18 protein-coding genes and 2 tRNA genes are annotated in these 22241 nt (G+C 61.2%); 11 read left to right on the top strand and 9 right to left on the bottom strand.

Annotated features, from left to right (window positions below):
• Nucleotides 1–18: 18 nt before the first annotated feature.
• Nucleotides 19–1155, top strand: a complete 1137-nt coding sequence (locus ACQE2J_RS00860; protein WP_240689570.1) for an N-acetylmuramoyl-L-alanine amidase — start codon at nt 19–21, stop codon at nt 1153–1155.
• Between the two features lie 2689 nt (nt 1156–3844).
• Here ACQE2J_RS00860 and ACQE2J_RS00855 read toward each other — a convergent pair.
• Nucleotides 3845–5071, bottom strand: a complete 1227-nt coding sequence (locus ACQE2J_RS00855; protein WP_426936902.1) for a ParB/RepB/Spo0J family partition protein — start codon at nt 5069–5071, stop codon at nt 3845–3847.
• A 67-nt stretch (nt 5072–5138) separates the two neighbouring features.
• On the opposite strand from ACQE2J_RS00855, the gene ACQE2J_RS00850 reads away from it, so the two are divergent.
• Nucleotides 5139–5801 carry a hypothetical protein gene (locus tag ACQE2J_RS00850; protein WP_426936901.1) on the top strand — a complete coding sequence of 221 codons (663 nt, stop codon included), beginning with the start codon at nt 5139–5141 and terminating at the stop codon, nt 5799–5801.
• Here ACQE2J_RS00850 and ACQE2J_RS00845 read toward each other — a convergent pair.
• From ACQE2J_RS00845 to rpmH, 7 genes are all read right to left on the bottom strand, one after another.
• Complete coding sequence (locus tag ACQE2J_RS00845; RefSeq protein ID WP_426936900.1) at nt 5718–6614, bottom strand: ParA family protein; 897 nt, start codon at nt 6612–6614, stop codon at nt 5718–5720. The genes ACQE2J_RS00850 and ACQE2J_RS00845 overlap by 84 nt on opposite strands.
• A gap of 67 nt (nt 6615–6681) precedes the next feature.
• The gene (gene rsmG, locus ACQE2J_RS00840; RefSeq protein WP_426936899.1) at nt 6682–7344 is read right to left on the bottom strand and encodes a 16S rRNA (guanine(527)-N(7))-methyltransferase RsmG; all 663 of its coding nucleotides are present in this window, start codon (nt 7342–7344) and stop codon (nt 6682–6684) included.
• Nucleotides 7337–7882, bottom strand: a complete 546-nt coding sequence (locus ACQE2J_RS00835; RefSeq protein ID WP_135537707.1) for a protein jag — start codon at nt 7880–7882, stop codon at nt 7337–7339. The genes rsmG and ACQE2J_RS00835 overlap by 8 nt, the downstream gene beginning before the upstream one ends.
• A 10-nt stretch (nt 7883–7892) precedes the next feature.
• A complete protein-coding gene (yidC, locus tag ACQE2J_RS00830) occupies nt 7893–8846 on the bottom strand; it encodes a membrane protein insertase YidC (protein ID WP_135537706.1) in 954 nt (317 codons plus the stop codon).
• 136 nt (nt 8847–8982) lie between these two features.
• Entirely contained in the window at nt 8983–9339 is a 357-nt protein-coding gene (gene yidD / locus ACQE2J_RS00825; protein ID WP_426936898.1) for a membrane protein insertion efficiency factor YidD, read from the bottom strand.
• A complete protein-coding gene (gene rnpA / locus ACQE2J_RS00820) occupies nt 9323–9688 on the bottom strand; it encodes a ribonuclease P protein component (protein WP_135537705.1) in 366 nt (121 codons plus the stop codon). Before rnpA ends, yidD begins: the two co-directional genes overlap by 17 nt.
• Before the next feature lie 2 nt (nt 9689–9690).
• On the bottom strand, nt 9691–9828 hold the full coding sequence (gene rpmH, locus ACQE2J_RS00815) for a 50S ribosomal protein L34 (RefSeq protein WP_135537704.1): 138 nt from the start codon (nt 9826–9828) through the stop codon (nt 9691–9693).
• Nucleotides 9829–10243: 415 nt separating this feature from the next.
• Here rpmH and dnaA point away from each other — a divergent pair, with 415 nt between their 5' ends.
• From dnaA to ACQE2J_RS00770, 9 genes are all read left to right on the top strand, one after another.
• Nucleotides 10244–11920 (top strand): chromosomal replication initiator protein DnaA, encoded by a 1677-nt coding sequence (dnaA, locus tag ACQE2J_RS00810; RefSeq protein WP_426936897.1) that lies wholly within the window; start codon nt 10244–10246, stop codon nt 11918–11920.
• A 581-nt stretch (nt 11921–12501) separates the two neighbouring features.
• Complete coding sequence (gene dnaN, locus ACQE2J_RS00805) at nt 12502–13641, top strand: DNA polymerase III subunit beta (RefSeq protein WP_426936896.1); 1140 nt, start codon at nt 12502–12504, stop codon at nt 13639–13641.
• On the top strand, nt 13642–14847 hold the full coding sequence (gene recF, locus ACQE2J_RS00800) for a DNA replication/repair protein RecF (RefSeq protein ID WP_135537702.1): 1206 nt from the start codon (nt 13642–13644) through the stop codon (nt 14845–14847).
• Nucleotides 14844–15356: a DUF721 domain-containing protein gene (locus ACQE2J_RS00795; protein ID WP_425119097.1), complete on the top strand. Its 513-nt coding sequence runs from the start codon at nt 14844–14846 to the stop codon at nt 15354–15356. The genes recF and ACQE2J_RS00795 overlap by 4 nt, the downstream gene beginning before the upstream one ends.
• A 239-nt stretch (nt 15357–15595) precedes the next feature.
• A complete protein-coding gene (gene gyrB, locus ACQE2J_RS00790; RefSeq protein WP_135537700.1) occupies nt 15596–17593 on the top strand; it encodes a DNA topoisomerase (ATP-hydrolyzing) subunit B in 1998 nt (665 codons plus the stop codon).
• Between the two features lie 88 nt (nt 17594–17681).
• Complete coding sequence (gene gyrA / locus ACQE2J_RS00785) at nt 17682–20243, top strand: DNA gyrase subunit A (RefSeq protein ID WP_135537699.1); 2562 nt, start codon at nt 17682–17684, stop codon at nt 20241–20243.
• Nucleotides 20240–21085, top strand: coding sequence for a DUF3566 domain-containing protein (locus ACQE2J_RS00780; RefSeq protein ID WP_240689565.1), 846 nt, complete (start codon nt 20240–20242; stop codon nt 21083–21085). The genes gyrA and ACQE2J_RS00780 overlap by 4 nt, the downstream gene beginning before the upstream one ends.
• Nucleotides 21086–21249: 164 nt before the next feature.
• Nucleotides 21250–21323: transfer RNA gene (locus ACQE2J_RS00775), tRNA-Ile, on the top strand.
• A 170-nt stretch (nt 21324–21493) separates the two neighbouring features.
• Nucleotides 21494–21566 (top strand) — tRNA-Ala (locus ACQE2J_RS00770).
• A 118-nt stretch (nt 21567–21684) separates the two neighbouring features.
• Here ACQE2J_RS00770 and ACQE2J_RS00765 read toward each other — a convergent pair.
• Entirely contained in the window at nt 21685–22188 is a 504-nt protein-coding gene (locus tag ACQE2J_RS00765) for a CHAP domain-containing protein (RefSeq protein WP_135537698.1), read from the bottom strand.
• Nucleotides 22189–22241 lie beyond the last annotated feature (53 nt).

The raw sequence follows: 22241 nt of genomic DNA, 5'->3' as shown, positions 1-22241 counted from the left end.
CAGAAGATTGGCAACGCATTGACGAACACGAACCAACCGCGCTATACGCGCGGTGACATTTCTGAGATGCTGCCGAATATCAAAAGCCAGATGGCGCGCCTGGGACTCAACATCGGTGATACCGAATCGGCCGATTTCGACCGCCCCTTCGAACTGGCAGTGCGACAATTCCAGCAGGACCGCGGAATCCTGTGCGACGGTGTGTTGGGCCCTGAGACGTTTTCGGAGCTCGAACAGGCCAGATATCAGCTGGGCGACCGAGTGCTTCGCTTTGACCCCGTCAGAGTGCTCACAGGCGATGATGTCGTCGTCCTGCAGACAAGACTCGCCGGTTTGGGCTTCTACCCTGGCAGAATCGATGCCGAGTACGCTGCCCGAACCGAGACGGCCGTCAAGGAACTGCAGATGAGTCTCGGAACCAAGGTCGATGGCGTGACCGGGCCACAGACGCTGCGCGGGCTCAATGCCATCAACCGAAACCAGGACACGGGAAATCTCTTCGCTCTCCAGGAGCGTGCGCGAGTGGCGGCATCCGGCACCTCACTGGTCGGACGGACGTTTGTCGTCGAGGCTGCAACTACAGTTGTAGATTTCGAGAGTCTGCCGATGTCGGAAGAGCAGTCCGCGCTCGAGCGTCAGATCACTCTCGATATTGCATCTCGCCTTGTCGGACGGCTTGAGGCCATCGGCGCGGGGGCACTTCTTCTCGAAGGCGATACCGTCGAGGTCAATCGGGCTGATGCACTAGGCGCATCCGCAGTCATCACTGTCACCGCAGATGTCAGCAAGTCAAAAGATGCGAATGGAATCGCCACCTTCTACTTCGGACATGAACGACAGAGCGATCTGAACTCACCCACTGGGCAGAAACTTGCGGAGCTCATCCAGGGGGAGGTCGTCGCGCGCACCGGAATGCTCGACTGCCGAACTCATGCGCGAACTTGGTATTCACTCAAGCGACTCAAGACTCCGAAGGTCCATGTCGTCACCGGGTACCTCACCAACGCTGACGATCTCGAAAGCCTCCAAGATCCATATGTTCGCGATTCGATCGCGGATGGTATCGCAGCCGGGTTGCAGCGCCTCTATATAAGAGAAGACAACGATCCTCAGACTGGCGCCCTCAGCCTCGAAGCGATCAAAGCACTCAGCTGACCTCAATGCTCAACTGCAGGTAGTGACCGCCCGCAGTTAGCCACGACCGGCCGCTCCGCGTTTCACATGAAACATCGCTCTGCAGCCGGTCCCGGCTCACACAATTCTTCAAATTCTCGGGGGCCCGGAGAGAGGGCACAGCGGCAATCAATCCAACGCCGTTTCTTTCGCCCGCGCTGTTTCACGTGAAACACAACAACGCACTAATCGTTAAATAGGACCACGCAAAGCTCGAGAACGGGCTTCGGCAGTTACCCCAAGATGAACACTACTTAAGGTCCGGCCCGCAACGGATGGAGCAGGCGAGTTCAGCAGTCGGGATACACAATCGTCTCTACCATCAGTTTGGCCGGATCCAATAACGGCGGGCGGCGCATGTGATGCATCAAGGACGCATCTGGCAAGTGTCGGTCTTGTCAAAGACCTCCTTGGGCCCCCTCAGTCATGCCATGTCGCAGTCACGGCCCTCCTCGGAACCGCAGCTACACCCACCAATATGGGCGGTATTGGCGATATTTGGAACTATCGATGATTCAGCAGCATTTGTTCCGATGGATGGAAAAGGTTGAGCAAGAGCGGAGGCGCCGTGACAAGACACCGATGTACTATCCCCGGTGCTACAAGGGACAACACGCACCTCTTCTTTGGAGCTATTCGCTCGACGAATGATCGAACTAGCCGTTCCACATGAAACACCTGATGCGGCCCAGCGGGATGAAGGCGGCTCAGCGAGTGGACCGTCGCCCGAAAGTCAACTATGAACCCACTATGGTGTCGTAACGCCGATCCTCGGTTCGCTTCTTCCAATAGAACGAAATCACTTATGCGACCCCGGAACTTCACGAGATGAACCAGCGGCCTGAACACACCGGTAGATTCAATGCACGCCATCATCAACCGGGGCCACGGTGAAGTTGCATTCCTCCCGACTTCAGTCATCAATTTGTCGGAAGCACAACACGACAACCATATATAGAGGGGACTGTGGTCCAGGCACGCCTGCCCGCCGAATCAGGCCAAGGCCGGCAATTCACAATAGCTCGGGCGTATCACCTTGTTTCACGTGAAACACTTACGACCACAGCAGGGGCAAAAGAGCTCGTCATCCACACGCATGCCGATGCGCCACGATAGTTCCGTAGAGTTGGGCAAATCCGTGAAGCCCCGCGTTGGCCGATCACACATCCAGCCCGCCCTGCCACCAGCGCCACCTTCTGGCAATGAACTCAATGGGTACCCTATCTGACACAAGCAACTTCCTACACGCAGCCAGCGATCCACAAGACTAGCAGCGTCTGGACCGTGGTATCGCGCAGAAGGTGTTCAACGCATTGGAACGAGGTTGAGTTAAAAAGCGCGCCCTTCGGGTCGTTCCACGTGAAACTGTCGTGTCCGTTTAATCGTCCCCGATCTTCCGATACGCCAGTACACGTACTGAAGCAAGCGATGCGAGTACAGACCTACCCTGGTAGTGCTGGTGCTAGAGGGACGTGACAGCAGTTCTTCGAAAATGCATGACGGTACCGGTAAATGCGAATGCACCGAATTCCTCGTAGATACAGGTTCACGAATACATGCATTGGCGACAATTGCCTTGACCCACCAGATCGAACTGTGGGCGACGCCCTAGTTTCACGTGAAACGTGACCTATCGATATCGGCGACACACCATTGCTTAGATTGAGTACTATGTCGGTATCAGCGCTAATGACCACCTTCTTAGGCAACAGGCATTCCTGATTGATACGTTCCACGTGAAACAGAGTCTGCGATCGTCCGGCTGCTGTCTCCATGTAGCAATCACAATGGAACGTCTAACAGAGCGTCGGACCAATACACAGGGAACGCCCCCAATCACGAGCTGATCTCGCGGCCGATTTGAAAATAGCGTTCGGTAGAAGAAGATAGCTCCATTGGGCGGAGAAATAGCGTCCACCACCGTTTCTCGTGAAGCATGAACCCCATACGTCGAGCACGTCAATTTCAAAAACCACCGGTCCAGTATGTCTATGACAAAGCCACCGATTGGTCGCACAGGTATGGCTGTGGCCCTGATAGTTTCACGTGAAACATCGGAGCTGTGAAGTTCCAGTCCAACGTCGGACCCAGGCCAACGCCTAACCAAACATTCCACCGACGTATTCCAAACTTTCGAAGCTACCCAGCTGGGCCGATTCAAACCGGATAGACCAAAATATACGTTCCGGTCGCGGAGTAGTCGACTGAACATCATGGTAACCGAGAGAAACAGATCCGGGCCGCGATGGTATATCGACACCAGCTTTTGTTTCACGTGGAACGGCCCCAAACAAGCCGCAGGAGATACCCTTGCGACTGCACTTCGCGTCAACCTTTGCGAAGTTGCTATTACACCGGGGCGGGTAGGCAACCCGGGGAGCAAGCATCTCACAGCGCCAAAGGAAGAACTATATTCTCCGGTGAGGACCGGATAGGCAGCGGTAGATGCGGTCAACCTCCGAGGGGCACAGGAGCCTGAAGCTAGAAAAGTGGCTCGAGCATCAATCCGTATTCGAAGCTGTCGAGCTCAGCGAGGGCAATCAGCCGTTTGGCCGCGGAATCATACATTCATGAAGCGAACCGCTTGACTCTAAAACCCATGTCTCAGTCTGGATAGCACAACGCCCGGCGGTGACACCCGCCGGGCGTTGACTCTTTTCAACTCTGGAGTTCAGCCGTCTTCTTCGGCAGAAATTCCCAACAGGCCAAGAATGCGATCGAGATCCTCTTGGTTAGCGAACTCTACGCTCAGTTTTCCCTTACGCTTACCGACGGAGATGTTCACCTTCGTATCCAAGCGATCGCCGAGTCGTTCGGCAACCGCGATGAATTCCGGAGACACCTTCGTCGTTGCACGTGAAACATTCGCCGAGTCACCGCGGTTGAGCAACACAACAGCTTCTTCCGATGCACGCACGGACAGTCCCTCCGCGACAATGCGCTGCGCAAGAACTTCCATATGTTCGGGTTCGCGCAGTCCCAGGATCGCTCTCGCGTGGCCGGCCGAAATCACGCCCGCCGCAACTCTGCGCTGAACGAGCGGCGGAAGACGCAGCAGACGCAGAGTATTCGAGATCTGTGGACGGGAACGACCGATGCGTTCGGACAGCTCTTCCTGCGTGCATCCGAAGTCTTCGAGCAGCTGACCATAGGCGGCCGCTTCTTCCAGCGGATTCAGTTCCGCCCGATGCAGGTTCTCGAGAAGTGCGTCTCGGAGTAGATCCGTGTCTTCGACGTATCGAATGATCGCAGGAATCGTCGGGAGCCCCGCGTCCTTCGTCGCTCGCAGACGACGCTCACCCATGATGAGTTCAAAGCGCGACCGATCACTGGGCTTCTGCCGGACGACAACCGGCTGCAGGACTCCGATCTCCCGAATACTGTGAACCAGCTCGGCCAGGAGATCCTCATCGAAGACCGTTCGGGGCTGACGGGGGTTCGCATCGATGAGGTCGACGTCGATCTCACCGAACTCCGTGTCCGGGATCGATTCGACACCATCGTGCGGATCTGCTTCTTCATCACCGGCGGCAGCGGAGTCTTCTGAGGTTGAAGACTCGTCGTCTCCACTCGCTGCGTCGGACGAAGCCGCGACCTCATCGCCCGAGGCGTCAGTACCAGCAGTATCCACTACCGCTGTAGTTGATACGCTATCGCTGTCTTCGTTGCCTTCGTCCTGATCAGCCTTGTTGTCGGCCGGGTCATAGCCGGATGATGTGTAGACACCGGGATGCGTTTCACGGACGTCCGATGATGACTCAGCGGTTGAAGAGACAGAATCCGGATTCTCTGCCTGGGTATCCGCGACGGCATTCGGGGATGATTCAGCAATCTGAGTCGCTTGATCGGAGGCTGGGGAACCTGGGGTCTTCTGAGGCTCGACGGTTTTGGAGCCCACGTCCTTCTTTGACGACGCTGTGGACTTGTCTGCGGCAGTATTGGCCTTCCCCGCTGGAGTATCAGCCTTGTCCGCTGCAGTAGTTGTCTTTGGTGCAGAAGCGGCGTTGGAAGACGCAGCAGCGGTTGTGGAAGGCGACGTCGTGCTTCGAGTACCGGATGCCGACTTGGTCGCCCCCGCAGCGGTCTTCGTCGATTTCGTGCCGCCGGTCGACTTCGTCGTCGAGCTCGAGCGCGCTGGCTTTCCACTGGACGTCTTACCTGCAGCTGTTTTCGACGATGAGCCAGTCGCACCAGCACTCTTGGACGCCGTCGTCTTCGCAGCCGTCTTCATCGTCGTCTTCGGAGAGGTACTCGCGGTCGATGATTTCGCTGTCTTCGCTGTCGACGACTTCGCCGAGGCCGAGTCCGACGATTTCCCTTCGTTCTCCGTCTTCACTGCAGATCCGGCCTTGGGTTTGCGACGGCGTGAGGACTGCATCGAAGCAGCAGGATCGGTACGAGCGGTCCGGGAGGTCTTCTGTTCACCCTCACTCTTGCCGTCTTCGCCATTCCCGCCGGAGAAGAAGACATCGACTGGACGATCACTGGAGTTCGCGTCGGGGATCAGTGCTCCGAGGCCGCGTCCCAGGCCCCTCTTCTTGCGTTCAGCCACGACTTACTCCTCGATTCGCGATTTCTTCTGCGGCCTCTCGGTACGAGAGTGCACCGCTCGAATGTGGATCATATGAGATCACGGTCTGCCCGTAGCTCGGAGCCTCCGAGATCCGCACTGAACGCGGAATCGCCGTACCGAGAACCTGTTCCGGGAAGTGAGTGCGGACATCCTCGGCGACCTGTGCGCTGAGGTTCGTCCGCCCGTCATACATCGTGAGCAGAATCGTTGAGATCGCCAACGCCGGATTGAGGTGCTTCTGGATGAGCTGGATGTTCTTCAGCAGCTGGCTCAGGCCCTCGAGTGCGTAGTATTCGCACTGAATCGGGATGAGAACCTCGCGAGCGGCAACAAAGGCGTTGACAGTGAGCAGACCGAGGCTCGGCGGGCAATCGATGATGACGTAATCGAACCGGTTCCCGGCGGCTTCCTCTTCGCTGAGATAGATGCCCAGAGACCGCTGCAGTCGCTGCTCGCGAGCGACCAATGAGACCAACTCGATCTCGGCTCCGGCGAGATCGATGGTGGCAGGCACGCATGTGAGTGTGTCGAAATCCGGGCACTGAGCCACGGCCTGACGCATCGGGACATCGTCGATGAGTACGTCGTAGATGCTCGTGACCTCGGAATAATGATCGATTCCCAGAGCCGTACTCGCATTGCCCTGCGGATCGATGTCGATGAGCAGGACGTTGAGGCCCTGGTTGGCCAGCGCCGCTGCGATGTTCACCGCCGTCGTGGTCTTCCCGACGCCGCCCTTCTGGTTCGCGATCGTGAAGATGCGGGTGTCATCCGGCCGTGGAAAGGTTGTCTGCGACAGTCGATCCGCACGCCGGTTGTCCCGTGCAATCGCGGCACCAATGGGAGACGACTCATCCATGATCGGCATAGGGCGCACTCCATCATCCATCGGTTTCACAAGGCTCTCATCCAGCCTAGACCAACTCTACTTCGTACTATTTCTTCACGATCTCGACGACACGACTCGGGACCTCGAGAATGCCGCCGCCATCGACGACGTGGATCTTCGGCTGCGAGAGCCGATATCGCTTGATCAGTTTCTTCGCTTTGACCAGCTCGCCCTCGACCGAGGCTCCCTTGAGCGCCAGGATACGGCCTCCGGGGCTGATCACTTCACGCGTCCATTCGATGAGTGTCGTCATCGCCTTGACCGCTCGTGCTGTGACGACGGTGAACATCTCCTCGTCGACGAGCTCCTCGACACGGGCGCGGACGATCCGGACATTCTCCAGACCCAGATCATCGACGACCATGCTCAGCCATTCGACGCGTCGTTCCATCGGTTCGATGAGGACGATCTTCGCGTCGGGACGCAGCAGTGCAATCGGGATCCCGGGCAGGCCGGCTCCGCTGCCGACATCACCGACGACGTCGCTCTCACCGACGTATTCGGCGACGACGGCGCAGTTGAGGATGTGACGAGTCCACAGTCGATCGACCTCACGAGGTCCGATGAGACCCCATTCGATGCCGGTGGTCGCCAGATGTTCGGCGTAGCGCTGAGCCGCGGGGAATGTCGCACCGAAGTACTCCTCGGTGCCGACAGGCGGCGTTTCGATCTCGGGCAGTTCGCTGCCGGTCTCAGGCAGATCAGTCATCGGCGAGCCGGACGACGACATGACGACCGTCGCCTTCGCCCTCGGATTCCGACACCAGACCGGCACGTGCCGCCTGGTCGTGAATGATCTTGCGTTCGAAGCTGTTCATCGGTTTGAAGGCGAACTCCTCGCCGCCGTCCTTGACCTCGTCGAAGGCACGATTCGCCTTCTTGATGAGCTCATCGCGCCTGCTGTTGCGGTAGCCGTCGATGTCGAGCATCAGCCAAGACCGCTGACCGGTCTGCGTCTGCACGGTCAGTCGGGACAGCTCCTGCAGAGCTCCGAGGGTGCGCCCTTCCTTGCCCACGAGGGTCTTCAGGTTCGAATCCTCGTCGTCCTCGCAGACGATCGACAGCTGTGCACGACCGTCGGCGACATCGATATCGATATCTCCGTCGATATCGGCAAGATCCAGAAGCTCTTCGAGGTAGTCCGCGGCGATCTCACCCTCTTCTTCGAGGAGCTCGGCACGGCTCGGCTTGGTCGAGGTCTCCTCAGCTGTCTGCTCGGAGGTCTCGTCGATCTTCTCTTCGGTCATGTTCGTGTCCTCAGCGCTTCTTGTTCTTCTTGCGGTTCTTGCTCACGGGCTGCTGCCGTTGGCCACTCTTCTTCGCGGCCTCCTCGGTGGCGGTCTGGCCCTGGATCTCTTCCTGCTTCACAGTCTTGCCCTTGCGAGCCTTGCGCTCAAGCATCTCCTTCTCGGCTTTCGAACCGGGTGCGGGCATATTGCGGATGACCATGTGCTGCTGGGCCATCGTCCAGGAGTTCGAGACCAGCCAGTAGATGAGAACACCGAGCGGGAAGTAGATACCGCCGAAGCCGAAGACCAGCGGCATGACGTAGAGAAGCATCTTCTGCGACTGCATCATCGGGTTCGCCATAGCGGACTCCGACATGTTCTTCGCCATCATCTGCTTCTGCGTGATGAACATCGTGCCGGCCATGATGACGATGAGGACACCGGTGAGGAGCTTGACCGAGACTCCCGGATCGGTGAACACAGCGGAGAGGTGAATGCCGAAGACCGAGGAGCTCTCGGCCTGAACCGCGAGATCCCGTGTGAAACCGCCGATAGCGTCCATCGACCCGTTCGCGACGTCCGGCATGTTGCGGATGACGCGGAAGAGCGAGAAGAAGATCGGCATCTGCACGAGAAGCGGCAGACATGACGCCCATGGGCTGGTCTTGTTGTCGCGGAACAGCGCCATCTGCTCTTCGGCCATGGCCTGACGCGAGTACTGGTCCTTCTTGCCCTTGTACTTCGCCTGGAGGCGCTGGATCTCCGGCTGCAGGAGCTGCATCTTGCGCTGCGACTTGATCTGGTAGACGAAGAGAGGGATGAGCAGAGCGCGGATGACCACGGTCAGTCCGGCGATCGACAGCACCCAGGTCCAGCCGTTGTCTGCGGGCAGGCCGACAGCAGTAAAGATCTCATGAAAGATCGCAAGGATCCATGCCACTACCCACTGCAGCGGGTAGAGCAGGTTGTCGATCCATCCCATTCAGTTCTCCTCGTTACAACGATTCGTCACGATCGTTCATTTTGCCATTGTTCATCGGTTGGCGCGACACGCTCGACGCGCCCCGAGCCAGTCCGCCGATCCGCGTGTTTGCGGGGACCTATGTGGTCTGTGTTCTTCAGCTGCGGGCCTCGCCGCCGTGAATGGTCTTCGATCTGGCCTCCCGCGCCGAACCCGGCACGTGGTCGACTCCGCCGTGGGACCACGGGTTGCATCGCAGTATGCGCCATCCAGTTAACACCAGTCCCTTGAGAACTCCGTGTATCTCGAAGGCCTCGAGGCCGTACATGGAACAGCTGGGATAGTAGCGGCATACTTGGCCGTACAGAGGTGAGACCACGATCCGATAGGCCCGGATGAACCAGACGAACGGCATGCGCGGCCCGATCCGGACGATCCACCCCACCGTCGGCCAGAAGCCGGACGGACGGCCGGGCACCTCGGAGACATGTTTCAGATCATGCTCGGCGTCCACGATGTTCCAGCTTCTTCTGTGCCTTGGCCAACAGCTGATCGACCTCAGCCTCGAGGACCGAGAACTCCGCGTCGGCCGCGTGCGGCAGCGCCCGGAGCACGAACAGCTCTCCGGCTCTCAGTTCGCCCAGACGCGGGCGCATGATCTCGCGCAGACGCCGCTTCGTGCGGTTGCGCACCACGGCGTTGCCCACGGCCTTGGATACGATGAAACCCACGCGAGGAGCGTGGGTATCATCGGTGCCTCTCAGGCAGTGCGCCATGAGATGCTCTGAGCGCACCCGGACACCGGCTCTGAAGACTCGTCTGAAGTCCTCGCTGCTGCGGATCCGGTGCGCCGCGTCAAGCACACTCAGGCCGAAAGTTCGGAACGTCCCTTGCGACGACGTGCGGCCAGGATCGAACGGCCTGCACGGGTACGCATGCGCAGACGGAAGCCGTGCTTCTTGGCGCGCTTACGGTTATTGGGCTGGAATGTACGCTTGCTCACTTCAGTCTCCGATTCTAGGTTGCGGGTGAACGCCGGTGCGTTCTCACAAAAAACGGCGGTGAGAGTCTCGACCGCCGAGCACTCCTGTGCATAAGAGCCAAAAGATGATCAGGATAATCGGATGAAGCCCGGTACACAGGACACTCCATCTTAGCGAGGCCGCAACCAGACGGTCAAACGCGGCTCCCATGTTTCACATCACGCTCGGCGAAAATTCATCACGGTTCACATCCGCGCCATCCGACCTCGTCCACAAGTCACACCCATGTAGTTTTCCACAAGCTTATCCACGAGTGTGGAGATTCACTGGCCTGAGCCAGCACGAGTCCACAATCTGTGGAAAACTATGTGGAAGTCATGCACAGGTGTGGATCACGCCGAGAACGAATATTTTGAAAGTTGAGGAAGATTGACGGTGTCGAACTCCAAGAATGAGCTCATCAGCCGCTGGCGCACGGTGGTCTCAACCCTGGATCAGGACCCGGAACTCACGGCGCATCAGAAGGGATTCCTCTCCCTCGCTGTGCCCAAAGCCCTCGTGGACAATGCGCTCGTTCTCCTCGCCGTGCGCGACGAACACACCCGCCGCACCATCGAGACTCGACTTCTCGGTCCTCTGACCAGGGAGTTCTCCAAGGTTCTCGGCTTCGACGTGACTTTCGGCTTCGTCGTCGATCCCGAACTCGACGTGCCGATCCGCTTCGAAGATCTCATCGGGGAACCGACCCCGGGACCTCAGGTTCCCATCGATCCGGTCACCTCCACCTCGGCGACGGGAGCTCCCGCCCCGGTCCAGGACCAGCGGCCGATGCCCGACGCTCAGCAGCCGAATCCGGAATCACCGCGCACCGAGGCTGCCCCCTCCCTGGCGCCGGCACCCGCCGGGCAGGATTTCGGTCACCCGACCGGCCACCAGGCACCTGCCGCACCGCAGATGCCGCAGATACACCAGGCACGGTCGACGCAGGGGATGACCGAGCGCGAACTCAAGATCGCCGAGGCGACCGCCGCCCCCATGGTCCCGCCCGTCGATGCTCCCGGCGTCGCCCAGCTCAACCCGAAGTACACCTTCGACACCTTCGTCATCGGTGCTTCGAACCGCTTCGCCCATGCTGCGGCCTTCGCCGTCGCCGAAGCTCCTGCCAAGGCCTACAATCCTCTGTTCATCTATGGGGATTCGGGACTCGGCAAGACCCACCTGCTCCACGCGATCGGCTACTACGCGACTCAGCTCTTCCCTGAGATCCGCGTCAAGTACGTCTCGAGCGAAGAGTTCGTCAACGACTTCATCAACACGATCGGTTCGTCGAAGACCTCGAACGCGCTGCGCCCGGCCTTCCAGCGTCGGTATCGCGAAGTCGACATCCTCATGATCGACGACATCCAGTTCCTGCAGGGCAAGGATGCGACGGTCGAAGAGTTCTTCCATACCTTCAATGCTCTACACAATGAGGCCAAGCAGGTCGTCATCACCTCCGACCAGCCGCCGAAGATGCTCAAAGGGTTCGAGGAGCGGCTGCGCTCCCGCTTCGAATGGGGCCTGCTCACCGACGTGCAGCCGCCGGATATGGAGACCCGGTTCGCGATTCTGCGGCGCAAAGCCGCCGCCGAACACCTCGATGTCCCCGACGATGTCCTCGAATACATCGCCTCCCGTGTGTCCTCGAACATCCGCGAACTCGAAGGGGCACTCATCCGCGTCACCGCGTTCGCGAACCTCAACGACCAGCAGATCGATGTCTCCCTGGCCGCGACCGTCCTCAAGGACTTCATCACCCAGGACGACACTCCTGCGGTGACTGCCGCCGACATCATGGGTCAGACCGCTGCCTACTTCAGCCTCACGCTCGACGACCTGTGCGGTACTTCGCGTTCCCGCACCCTGACCACGGCCCGACAGATCGCGATGTACCTGTGCCGGGAGCTCACCGATCTGTCCCTGCCGAAGATCGGTCAGGCCTTCGGCGGACGCGACCACACCACCGTTATGCACGCGAACAAGAAGATTCGAACTCAGATGGCCGAAAGACGAGCCGTCTACACGCAGGTCACTGAACTCACAAACCGCATTAAACAACAGCACCGCCTATAGAACGCGGTATGCACATCTGTGGATAACCCTGGGGACAATTGCTCACAGCTGGGGACAGACCGGTGGACAGACCAGCTGCCTGAGTGGAAAGATGTGAACTACATGCTTGTGTTTACCCAAGCGCCCACCGACGCCCTCGTCGCGGTGCACAAGGCATCCACAGGTCCATAAGCGGCTCGTTCCCTTGACTACTAGGGGGTAAGCAGCACTTGTCCACAGTCTCCACAGGTGCTGATACTTCTACCAAGTGAATTCAACTCTTAAGAGGGCGACCGCCACCGACTGCTTCGCTCGGTGAGCACCGAGCTCCGGAGCTCGGGTTCAACGGGATGACGAGCCGGAGAATATTCGAACACAGGATCTCAGCCAGTTCTCGGATCCGAGATTCACCCTCTTCTGAGCCCTTTTCGGCACTCCCACGTGCACTTTCGCTGCAGCCCTCCTGATCGCCTCTGCTGAGGTGGTCATTCATCCGATAGGCTGTGTAAAGTTTTCCGAGCAGTATCGAGCCTGTGCCGTGCAACCCAGAGTCTTGTGCCAGATGCCCTGAGCAGGTCGGGTGGCCACCCCGAAGGAGTAAAGTGAACGCGGAAGCATCCCCCTTGAAGTTCAAAGTCAATCGCGATGTACTCGCCGACGCGGTGACCTGGGCGACCAAGACTCTGCCCAACCGTCCTTCCGCTCCGGTCCTCACAGGCATCCTCATCACTGCCGAAGCCGGTGGCACCGTCCGTCTGGCCGTCTTCGACTACGAAGTCTCCTCCCGTGTCGAGATCGCCGCCGATGTCGCCTCCGCCGGAACCGTGCTCGTATCCGGACGACTGCTCGCCGACATCTCCAAGGCTCTGCCGAATCAAGAGGTCACCCTCGAACAGATCGATGCGAAGGTCGACGTCACCTGCGGCTCCTCGCGCTTCTCGCTGATGACCATGCCCGTGGCCGAATACCCGGCACTGCCGCAGGTTCCCGAAGACTCCGGAACCGTGTCCGCAGGCGAGTTCCAGAACGCCGTCTCCCAGGTCACGATCGCGACCTCGAAGGACGACACCCTGCCGATCCTCACCAGCGTCCGCGTTGAGATCGAGGGCGAGAAGGTCACTCTGCTCGCCACCGACCGGTACCGTCTGGCTGTCCGCGAGTTCACCTGGCACCCTGGTCGCCCCGATGTCTCCGCCGTGGCACTGCTGCGCGGGCGCACACTCTCCGATGTCTCGAAATCCCTCGGCGGCGATGTCACCATCGGTCTGAGCACCGATGCGGGCAAGGACCTCATCTCGTTCACCTCGGCCGGGCGAGTCACGACATCACTGCTCGTCGAGGGCGAATACCCGAAGGTCCGGTCACTGTTCCCGGACTCGGTGCCGATCCATGCCATCGTCGAGACCGCTGTGCTGCGCGAGGCCGTCCGTCGTGTCTCTCTCGTGGCTGAGCGCAACACCCCGTTGCGATTCGAAGCCACCGACGGAATGCTCACCCTCCATGCCGGCACCGGTGACGATGCGCAGGCTTCAGAAGCCGTCGAAGCGACTCTCCAGGGCGAGGAGATCACGGTCGGCTTCAACCCGCACTACATCGCCGAGGGGCTCGCAGCGGTCGAGAGCCCCTATGTGAACTTCTCCTTCACCCAGCCGATGAAGCCGGTCATCATCTCCGGGCAGAAGGAACTCGACGGCCCCGCCGACGAGTCGTATCGCTACCTGCTCATGCCCACGCGGATCTGAATGTGGATATCCCGACTCTCCCTGCGTGACTTTCGGTCGTATCCGGAACTCGACCTCGAGTTCTCTCCCGGAGTCACCACTTTCGTGGCGGACAACGGGACAGGCAAGACCAATATCGTCGAGGCGATCGGGTACCTCGCCCATCAGCGCTCCCACCGAGTGGCCTTCGACGCCCCACTGGTGCACGAGGACCGCCCGGCCGCGACGGTCTCGGCACTGGTCAGACGGGAACAGCGGCATGCCACCGTCGAAGTCACCATTCAGGCCAAAGGGGCCAACCGAGCCCGGGTCAATCGGAACGCGGTCAAGCTCAAGGACATCCTCGGCCTCGTCTCCTGTGTCATCTTCGCCCCCGAGGACCTCAGCCTGGTCCGCGGCGAACCGGCGGAGCGTCGCTCATGGATCGACACCCTCGTCGTGGCGCGCAATCCGCGTTTCGCCTCGATCATCACGGACTTCGAACGCGCTCTCAAACAGCGCAATGCGCTGTTGAAGCGACTGCGCGAAGATCGTGATCCCGGCCTCGAGGCGACTCTGGACATCTGGAACATGGCCTATGCCGATTCCGCGTCCGAGCTCATCTTCGGTCGGCAGCGGATCCTGTCCGACATCGTGGCCCCTCTGCAGGAGAACTTCGCCTACATCGCCGCTGACGCGCGGCTCGAACGCCAAGGTGCGCACATCTCCTACGATTCGCGCATCGACTATTCTCAGGCCGGCTCCGCCGCCGAGTGCAGAGAGCTGCTGCTGGAGGCACTCGACCGGCGACGCACCACGGAGATCGAACGCGGACTCACGCTGCACGGCCCGGGACGTGACGACCTCTCGCTGCGCATCGGTTCGCATCCGGCGAAGGGCTACGCCTCTCACGGGGAGACCTGGTCGCTGGCCCTGGCCATGCAGCTGGCCGGATGGGACCTGCTCTCTGCCGATGCCGGCTCCGCCGCCGAACAGCCGATCCTCGTCCTCGACGACGTCTTCGCCGAGCTCGACACGGGCCGGCGCAACCGCCTGGCCTCGCGAGTCACGGCCGCCGAACAGGTCTTCATCACCGCCGCCGTCGATTCGGATCTGCCCGAAGGACTCGAAGGTACCCGGATCGACCAGGCCGGGCTGTTCGCCGGCGCCGACGGGCCGGCGAGTGCGAATCCGCCGGCGAGTGAGCACCAGGCAGAGAGCGAGAGCTCGACCCGGAGCGCCTCATGAGCGGAATCGTCCGGGAGTTCTCCACTCCTGTCGCTGCCCTCGAAGCGCTCGATCGGGTTCGCCGCATGGAGGTCACAGAAGCGAAGTTCGTCCGCAGCCGGCGCCGATCCCGCCTGCGCGGAGAAGTCGTGTACTCGGGATCGGGCAAGGACGGACGCGACCCGAAGTCGGTGTCGTCCGTGCTCGGTTCCCTGATCTCCGACCGCGGCTGGTCCTCTTCCCTCGACATCGGCAAGGTCCTGGGGCGGTGGCCCGATCTCGTCGGCCAGCAGGTGGCCCAACATGCGACTCCTGTCGACTTCTCACCGCCGCTGCTCGTCATCGCCGCTGACTCGACGACGTGGGCGACTCAGCTGCGCGTGCTCAAACCGACGATCCTGCGCCGCCTCGAAGAGGGGCTGGGTTCGGCCACGATCACGGAGATCGAGATCAAGGGTCCGCAGGGACGCAGCTTCAAACGGGGTCGGCGGTCGGTGGCCGGCCGCGGCCCGCGGGACACATTCGGGTGAAAGGGCGCAGCCGCCTCGGCGATCTCCTGTGCGGGACCGTCGGAACTCGGTGCCGGCGCTCAGTTTCTGGGAAGAACTCAGAGGGCCTTAAACGGCCACAGCCGGTCCCGTAGGTGTCCGGGGGTACATCTGCGGTCCGAAAATTCGGGAAATCCGCCTTCTCAGGCCGCTTACGGGCATTTCAGCCCACAGCGCGGTAGAATGGGGAGCTGATAGCGACCATCCGAACAAGGAGTCACATGACGACCGAGGATCAGCCTCATTATGATGCCGGCGACATCACGGTACTCGAGGGTCTCGAGGCAGTCCGGAAACGACCCGGCATGTACATCGGTTCGACCTCGGAACGTGGTCTCCACCACCTCGTTCAGGAGATCGTCGACAACTCGGTCGACGAGGCGATGGCCGGCTACTGCGACCATATCGAGGTGACGATCCTCGCTGACGGCGGCGTCCAGGTCACCGACGACGGGCGCGGAATGCCGGTGGCGATGCACCCCACGGAGAACAAGCCCACCGTCGAGGTGATCCTCACGGTCCTCCACGCCGGCGGCAAGTTCGGCGGAGGCGGCTACGCCGTGGCCGGCGGTCTCCACGGTGTGGGATCGACGGTCGTCAACGCCCTCTCCGAACGCCTGGCCGTCGAGGTCAAGCGCGATGGCTACACGTGGTCGATGGACTTCGTCCGCGGTGTGCCCACCGGTGAGCTGCGGCGCGGTGAGGAGACGGAGGAGACCGGGACGACCGTGACCTTCTGGCCGGATGCCTCGATCTTCGAGACCACGGACTTCTCCTATGAGTATCTGCGCGCGCGGTTCCAGCAGATGGCCTTCCTCAACAAGGGGCTGAAGATCAGCCTCACCGATGAGCGCCACAACGAGGTCGACGACTCGGATGTCCAGATCGACGAAGACGAGGCCGACGAGTGGAAGCCGCGCTCGGTGACGTACAACTACGAGCACGGTCTGCTCGACTACGTCCAGTACCTCAACTCGTCGAAGAAGGTCGACCTCGTCAACCCCGATGTCATCGTCTTCGAAGCCGAGGAGGGCGAACAGACCCTCTCGCTTGAGATCGCGATGCAGTGGACGACGGCCTACAACGAATCCGTCCACACCTACGCCAATGTCATCAACACTCATGAGGGCGGCACCCACGAAGAGGGCTTCCGCACCGCACTGACTTCCCTGGTCAACAACTACGCCCGGGAGCAGAAGCTGATCCGCGAGAAGGATCCCAACCTCACCGGCGACGACATCCGCGAGGGGCTGACCGCCGTCATCTCCGTCAAGCTCGCCGATCCGCAGTTCGAGGGACAGACGAAGACGAAGTTGGGCAACTCCGAGATCAAGGGCTTCGTCCAGCGGGTGGTCCGCGATGAGCTCGGGCACTGGTTCGAGTCGAATCCGGCTCAGGGCAAGGATGTCGTGCGCAAGGCGCTGCAGGCCTCGCAGGCTCGTCTCGCCGCCCGCAAGGCCCGTGAGGCCACCCGACGCAAGGGACTCCTCGAGTCCTCGGGCATGCCCGGCAAGCTCAAGGACTGCCAGTCGAAGGACCCTTTCGTATCCGAAGTCTTCATCGTCGAGGGTGACTCCGCCGGCGGCTCCGCGACCCAGGGACGCAACCCGAATACGCAGGCGATCCTGCCGCTGCGCGGTAAGATCCTCAACGTCGAGAAGGCCCGCCTCGACCGGGCCCTGGGCAACAACGAGGTCCAGGCGATGATCACCGCCTTCGGCACCGGCATCGGTGAGGAATTCGACCTCGACAAGCTGCGCTACCACAAGATCGTCCTCATGGCCGACGCCGATGTCGACGGTCAGCACATCACGACCCTGCTGCTGACCCTGATCTTCCGGTACATGAAGCCTCTCATCGAACACGGCTACGTGTATCTGGCCACCCCGCCGCTCTACCGGCTCAAGTGGTCGAACGCGCCTCACCAGTTCGCGTACACGGACAAAGAGCGCGACGGTCTGCTCGAGACCGGACGGGCCGAAGGCAAGCGACTGCCCAAGGACCTCGCCATCCAGCGCTACAAGGGTCTGGGCGAGATGAACTATGAGGAGCTGTGGGAGACGACGATGGATCCGGACCATCGTCTGCTCAAGCAGGTCTCCCTCGACGATGCGATCGTCGCCGATGAGATCTTCACGGTCCTCATGGGCGATGACGTCGACTCCCGCCGCCGCTTCATCCAGGAGAACGCGAAGGACGTCCGCTTCCTCGACATCTGATCAGCACCGCCGGAGACGGCGGAGACAGACTCTGACGAACTCACCTACTGCCGTCGCATACGGTTAAGACACAAGGGAAGAACCCACATTGGCTGACGAGAACGATATCGGAACAGAAATCAACCGGGTCGAGCAGGTCGATCTCAACCTCGAGATGCAGAGGTCGTACCTCGATTATGCAATGAGCGTGATCGTCGGTCGTGCTCTGCCCGACGTCCGCGACGGACTCAAACCGGTCCACCGTCGTGTGCTCTACGCGATGTTCGACGGCGGCTACCGCCCCGACCGCAACTTCTCCAAGTGCTCCCGTGTCGTCGGCGACGTCATGGGTCAGTATCACCCGCACGGTGATACGGCGATCTACGATGCCATGGTCCGCCTCGTGCAGCCGTGGACGATGCGCTACCCGCTCGTTGCCGGCCAGGGCAACTTCGGTTCTCCGGGCGACGACGGTGCGGCCGCACCCCGTTACACCGAGTGCAAGATGGCACCCTTGGCCATGGAGATGGTCCGGGACATCGAAGAGGGCACCGTCGACTTCCAGGACAACTACGACGGGCGCAACCAGGAACCCATGGTTCTGCCCTCCCGGTTCCCGAACCTTCTGGTCAACGGTTCCGCCGGCATCGCCGTGGGCATGGCCACGAACATCCCGCCGCACAATCTCCGTGAGGTCGCCGCCGGCGCCCAGTGGCTGCTGACTCACCCCGAGGCGAGCAAGGAAGAGGCCCTCGAAGCTCTGCTCGGCATCATCAAGGGCCCCGACTTCCCGATGGGTGCGACGGTCCTCGGCCGCAAGGGCATCGAGGACACCTACCGCACCGGACGCGGCTCGATCACTCAGCGCGCCGTCGTGGAAGTCGAAGAGATCCAGGGCCGCACCTGCCTCGTCGTCACCCAGCTGCCGTACATGGTCAACCCGGACACTCTGGCCGCGAAGATCGCCTCCTACGTCAAGGACGGCAAGGTCGCAGGCATCGCGGACCTGCGCGATGAGTCCTCGGGCCGCACCGGCCAGCGCCTGGTCATCGTGCTCAAACGCGATGCCGTGGCCAAGGTCGTGCTCAACAACCTCTACAAGCACACCTCGCTGCAGGAGAACTTCTCGGCGAACATGCTCGCGCTCGTCGACAGCGTGCCGCGCACGCTGAGCATCGACTCCTTCCTGCGCCTGTGGGTCAAGCACCAGATCGAGGTCATCGTCCGACGCACGCAGTTCCGTCTGCGCAAGGCCGAGGAACGTGCCCACATCCTGCGCGGCTACCTCAAGGCGCTCGACGCCCTCGATGAGGTCATCGCCCTCATCCGTCGGTCCCCGTCCTCCGACGAGGCCCGGACCGGACTCATGGAGCTGCTCGAGGTCGACGAGATCCAGGCCAATGCGATCCTCGACCTGCAGCTGCGCCGCCTGGCCGCCCTGGAACGCCTGAAGATCCAGGAAGAGGCCGACAAGATCGAACAGCTGATCGCCGAGTACAACCACATCCTCGAAACGCCCGCTCGCCAGCGGGAGATCGTGTCCGAGGAACTCGACGAGATCGTCGATCGCTACGGCGATGACCGGCGCACGAAGATCCTCGCCGGATTCGACGGGGACGTCTCCATCGAGGACCTCATCCCCGAAGAGGAAGTCGTCGTCACCATCACCCGCGGAGGCTACGCGAAGCGGACGCAGACGAACCTCTACCGCGCTCAGCACCGTGGCGGCAAGGGGATCAAGGGAGCCGCTCTGCGCGGTGATGACGTCGTCGAACAGTTCTTCGTCACCTCGACGCACAATTGGCTGCTGTTCTTCACGAACACCGGCCGGGTGTACCGGGCCAAAGCCTATGAGCTGCCCGAGGGCTCACGCGACGCGAAGGGTCAGCACGTGGCGAACCTGCTCGCGCTGCAGCCGGGTGAGTCGATCGCGAAGGTCCTGTCCATCCGCGACTATGAGGAAGCGGAGTTCCTCATCCTCGCCACCCGTTCGGGTGTCGTGAAGAAGACGCGTCTGAGCGAATACGACTCGAACCGCACCGGCGGTGTCATCGCCATCAACCTGCGCGAATACAAGGGGCAGCCCGATGAGCTGGTCTCGGCCCGCATCGTCGGTTCCGAAGACCACCTGCTGATGATCTCGCGCAAGGGCATGTCGATTCGCTTCGCTGCCGACGACGAGTCGATTCGTCCCCTGGGCCGAGTCACCGGAGGCGTCACCGGCATGAAGTTCAAGGGCGATGACGAACTGCTGACGATGGATGTCGTCCAACCCGACACCTACGTCTTCGTCGTCACCGAAGGCGGATACGCGAAGCGGACCCCCGTCGACGAATACCGTCTGCAGGGCCGTGGCGGTCTGGGAATCCGGGTTGCCAAGATCACCGAACAGCGCGGAGACTTGGTGGGCGGGCTCATCGTCGAAGAAGGCGAAGAGGTCCTCGTGGTCATGGAGAAGGGCAAGATCGTTCGGTCGAACATCGATGAAGTTCCGGCGAAGGGACGCAACACCATGGGTGTTGTGTTTGCGAAACCGGGCAAGAAAGACCGTATCATCGCAGTGACCCGTGGTCCCGAGGCCGAGGTCGAGGACGAAGTTGAAGACGATGCCGAAGTCCCGGAAGGTGAGGTCGCAGAGCCTCAGACCGGCAACGAGGATGTGGAAGAGTGAGCGATAGCAAACAGCCAGGCTCAGGCAAGATCATACGGACGTCGAGCGGCTCGACGCGGCTGACGGCGGGTTCGTCGAAGAACGACGCGAAGTCAGCCGAAGCGACCGGCAGCGGCTCCGGTCAGGGGGCGTCCGGTCCGGCATCGTCCGGTCAGGGCTCTGCCAACCAGACCTCACAGAAGGCCACGGTCGTCGCTCCGCCCGCGCCGAAGGCTTCGCCGAAGCCCGGCAGGGCTCCTTCGACAGGTTCGGGACCATCCGCGCACACCGGCGCCCAGGAGGCGGCCACGGCCGGCTCCCAGGCCTCCGGGTCTCAGCCGGCCGGGTCCCAGCCGACCGGCTCGCAGGGGTCGGGCGGCGGAAACCGCACAGCCACCTCGGCGATGGGAAGCGCTTCCAACACCGTCCGCGCCAGCTCCGGCGGCGTGAAGATGGGTGTGAAGAACATGGTCGACAGCGGCAAGGGCAAGAAGAAGAAAGGCCCTCGCACCGTCCGCCTCACCGTCTCCGCGGTCGACCCGTGGTCGGTCATGAAGATGTCGTTCCTGATGTCCGTGGCCATCGGCATCGCCACGATCGTCGCCTTCATCGTCCTCTGGGTCGTGCTGCAGGCGACCGGTGTGATGAGTGGTCTCGAATCGACGATGAGCGAACTCGCCGGCGCCGAGTCGGCCGAGCGCATCGTCGGCATCTTCGGCTTCGGCCGAGTCGTGGCCGCCGGGTTCATCATCGCCGTGATCAACATCGTGCTGATGACGGCTCTGTCGACCCTGGCTGCGTTCATCTACAACATCGGATCCCTCATCGCCGGTGGCTTCAGCCTCACCCTCACCGACGACTGACCCCATTTGCTACCCGACGGCGGCCCAGCAACCTCGCGCCAAGTTGCTGGGCCGCCGTCGGGTAGTGCTGGGTGGGAGTGTGGCTGTGAGGCGAGTCACTGGAAGCCGATTTGTGTTTGTCGGCAGGGGTTGGGTATCGTTTTACTTCGGGTTCACCCCGATAAGGGCCTATAGCTCAGGCGGTTAGAGCGCTTCGCTGATAACGAAGAGGTCCCTGGTTCAAGTCCAGGTAGGCCCACGTCCCCAGTTCGGGGATTTCCTTTCGAGGAGGATCATGAGGAAGTGGATTCTCAGCGGTCTCACAGCGGTGGGACTGGGAGTGTTCTTCCGGTGGCGGCACCTGAATCAGAGTGCCCAAGCCGAATGGTCCGAACACACCGACTCGGTGTGAGGGTGAGAGCCCGATTCGGGGGTATGGCGCAATTGGTAGCGCATCTGCTTTGCAAGCAGAGGGTTAGGGGTTCGAGTCCCCTTACCTCCACTCGAGTAGTTTTGAGACAGCACTCGTAACACGAAGGCTCCGAACCATTGCGGTTCGGAGCCTTCGTCGTTCGCTGAGTACTCGGGTTATGGGCCGGGCCCTTGAGACCGGGAGTGCTTCAGGCTCGCCAATATCCGAGGTAGCCGTCGATGAGGCCGTCATAGGTGTGCAGGGTGCGGTTGTTGTTGAAGTTCTGGTGCCACACCTGTCCCTCGTAGTAGATGCCGATGTGGCCGTAAGCAGAGGTGTCGTTCCCGGTGCCCCAGACGAGGATGTCGCCGTTCTCGAACTTCTGGTCCGTGTGCCAGGTGAAGCCATTCTGCTTCATCTTGGTCCCGCCGGAGCCGCCGGACTGGTAGTCGATGGCCTCGCCCCACGCGCCGTGGTCGACACCGTGGACCTCTTCGAGCGCCCGGGAGATGAGGCTGACGCATTCTCCCTGATACCTGCCCTGGGAGTTCGCCGGCGACTGTCCTTTGTAGTGGTTGAGGAAGTCTCCGATGCTCGAGAACTTCTTCTCCGCCTCCGGGCTCGCCGAGGCCATCGATCCGGTGCCGAGCACGGCGGCTCCGGCGATCATCGCGGTTGTCATGGTCTTCGTGGTGACGTTCTTCAGAGTCATTCTCTTCTGTTCGCTCCGGTCGACTGATTGACATGGAGGCGTGCCCGAAGTGG

This window comes from Brevibacterium sp. LE-L, from assembly GCF_050214925.1.
In the GTDB taxonomy this organism is placed as follows: Bacteria; Actinomycetota; Actinomycetes; order Actinomycetales; family Brevibacteriaceae; genus Brevibacterium.
This window is presented reverse-complemented; position numbering and strand designations above follow the sequence as displayed.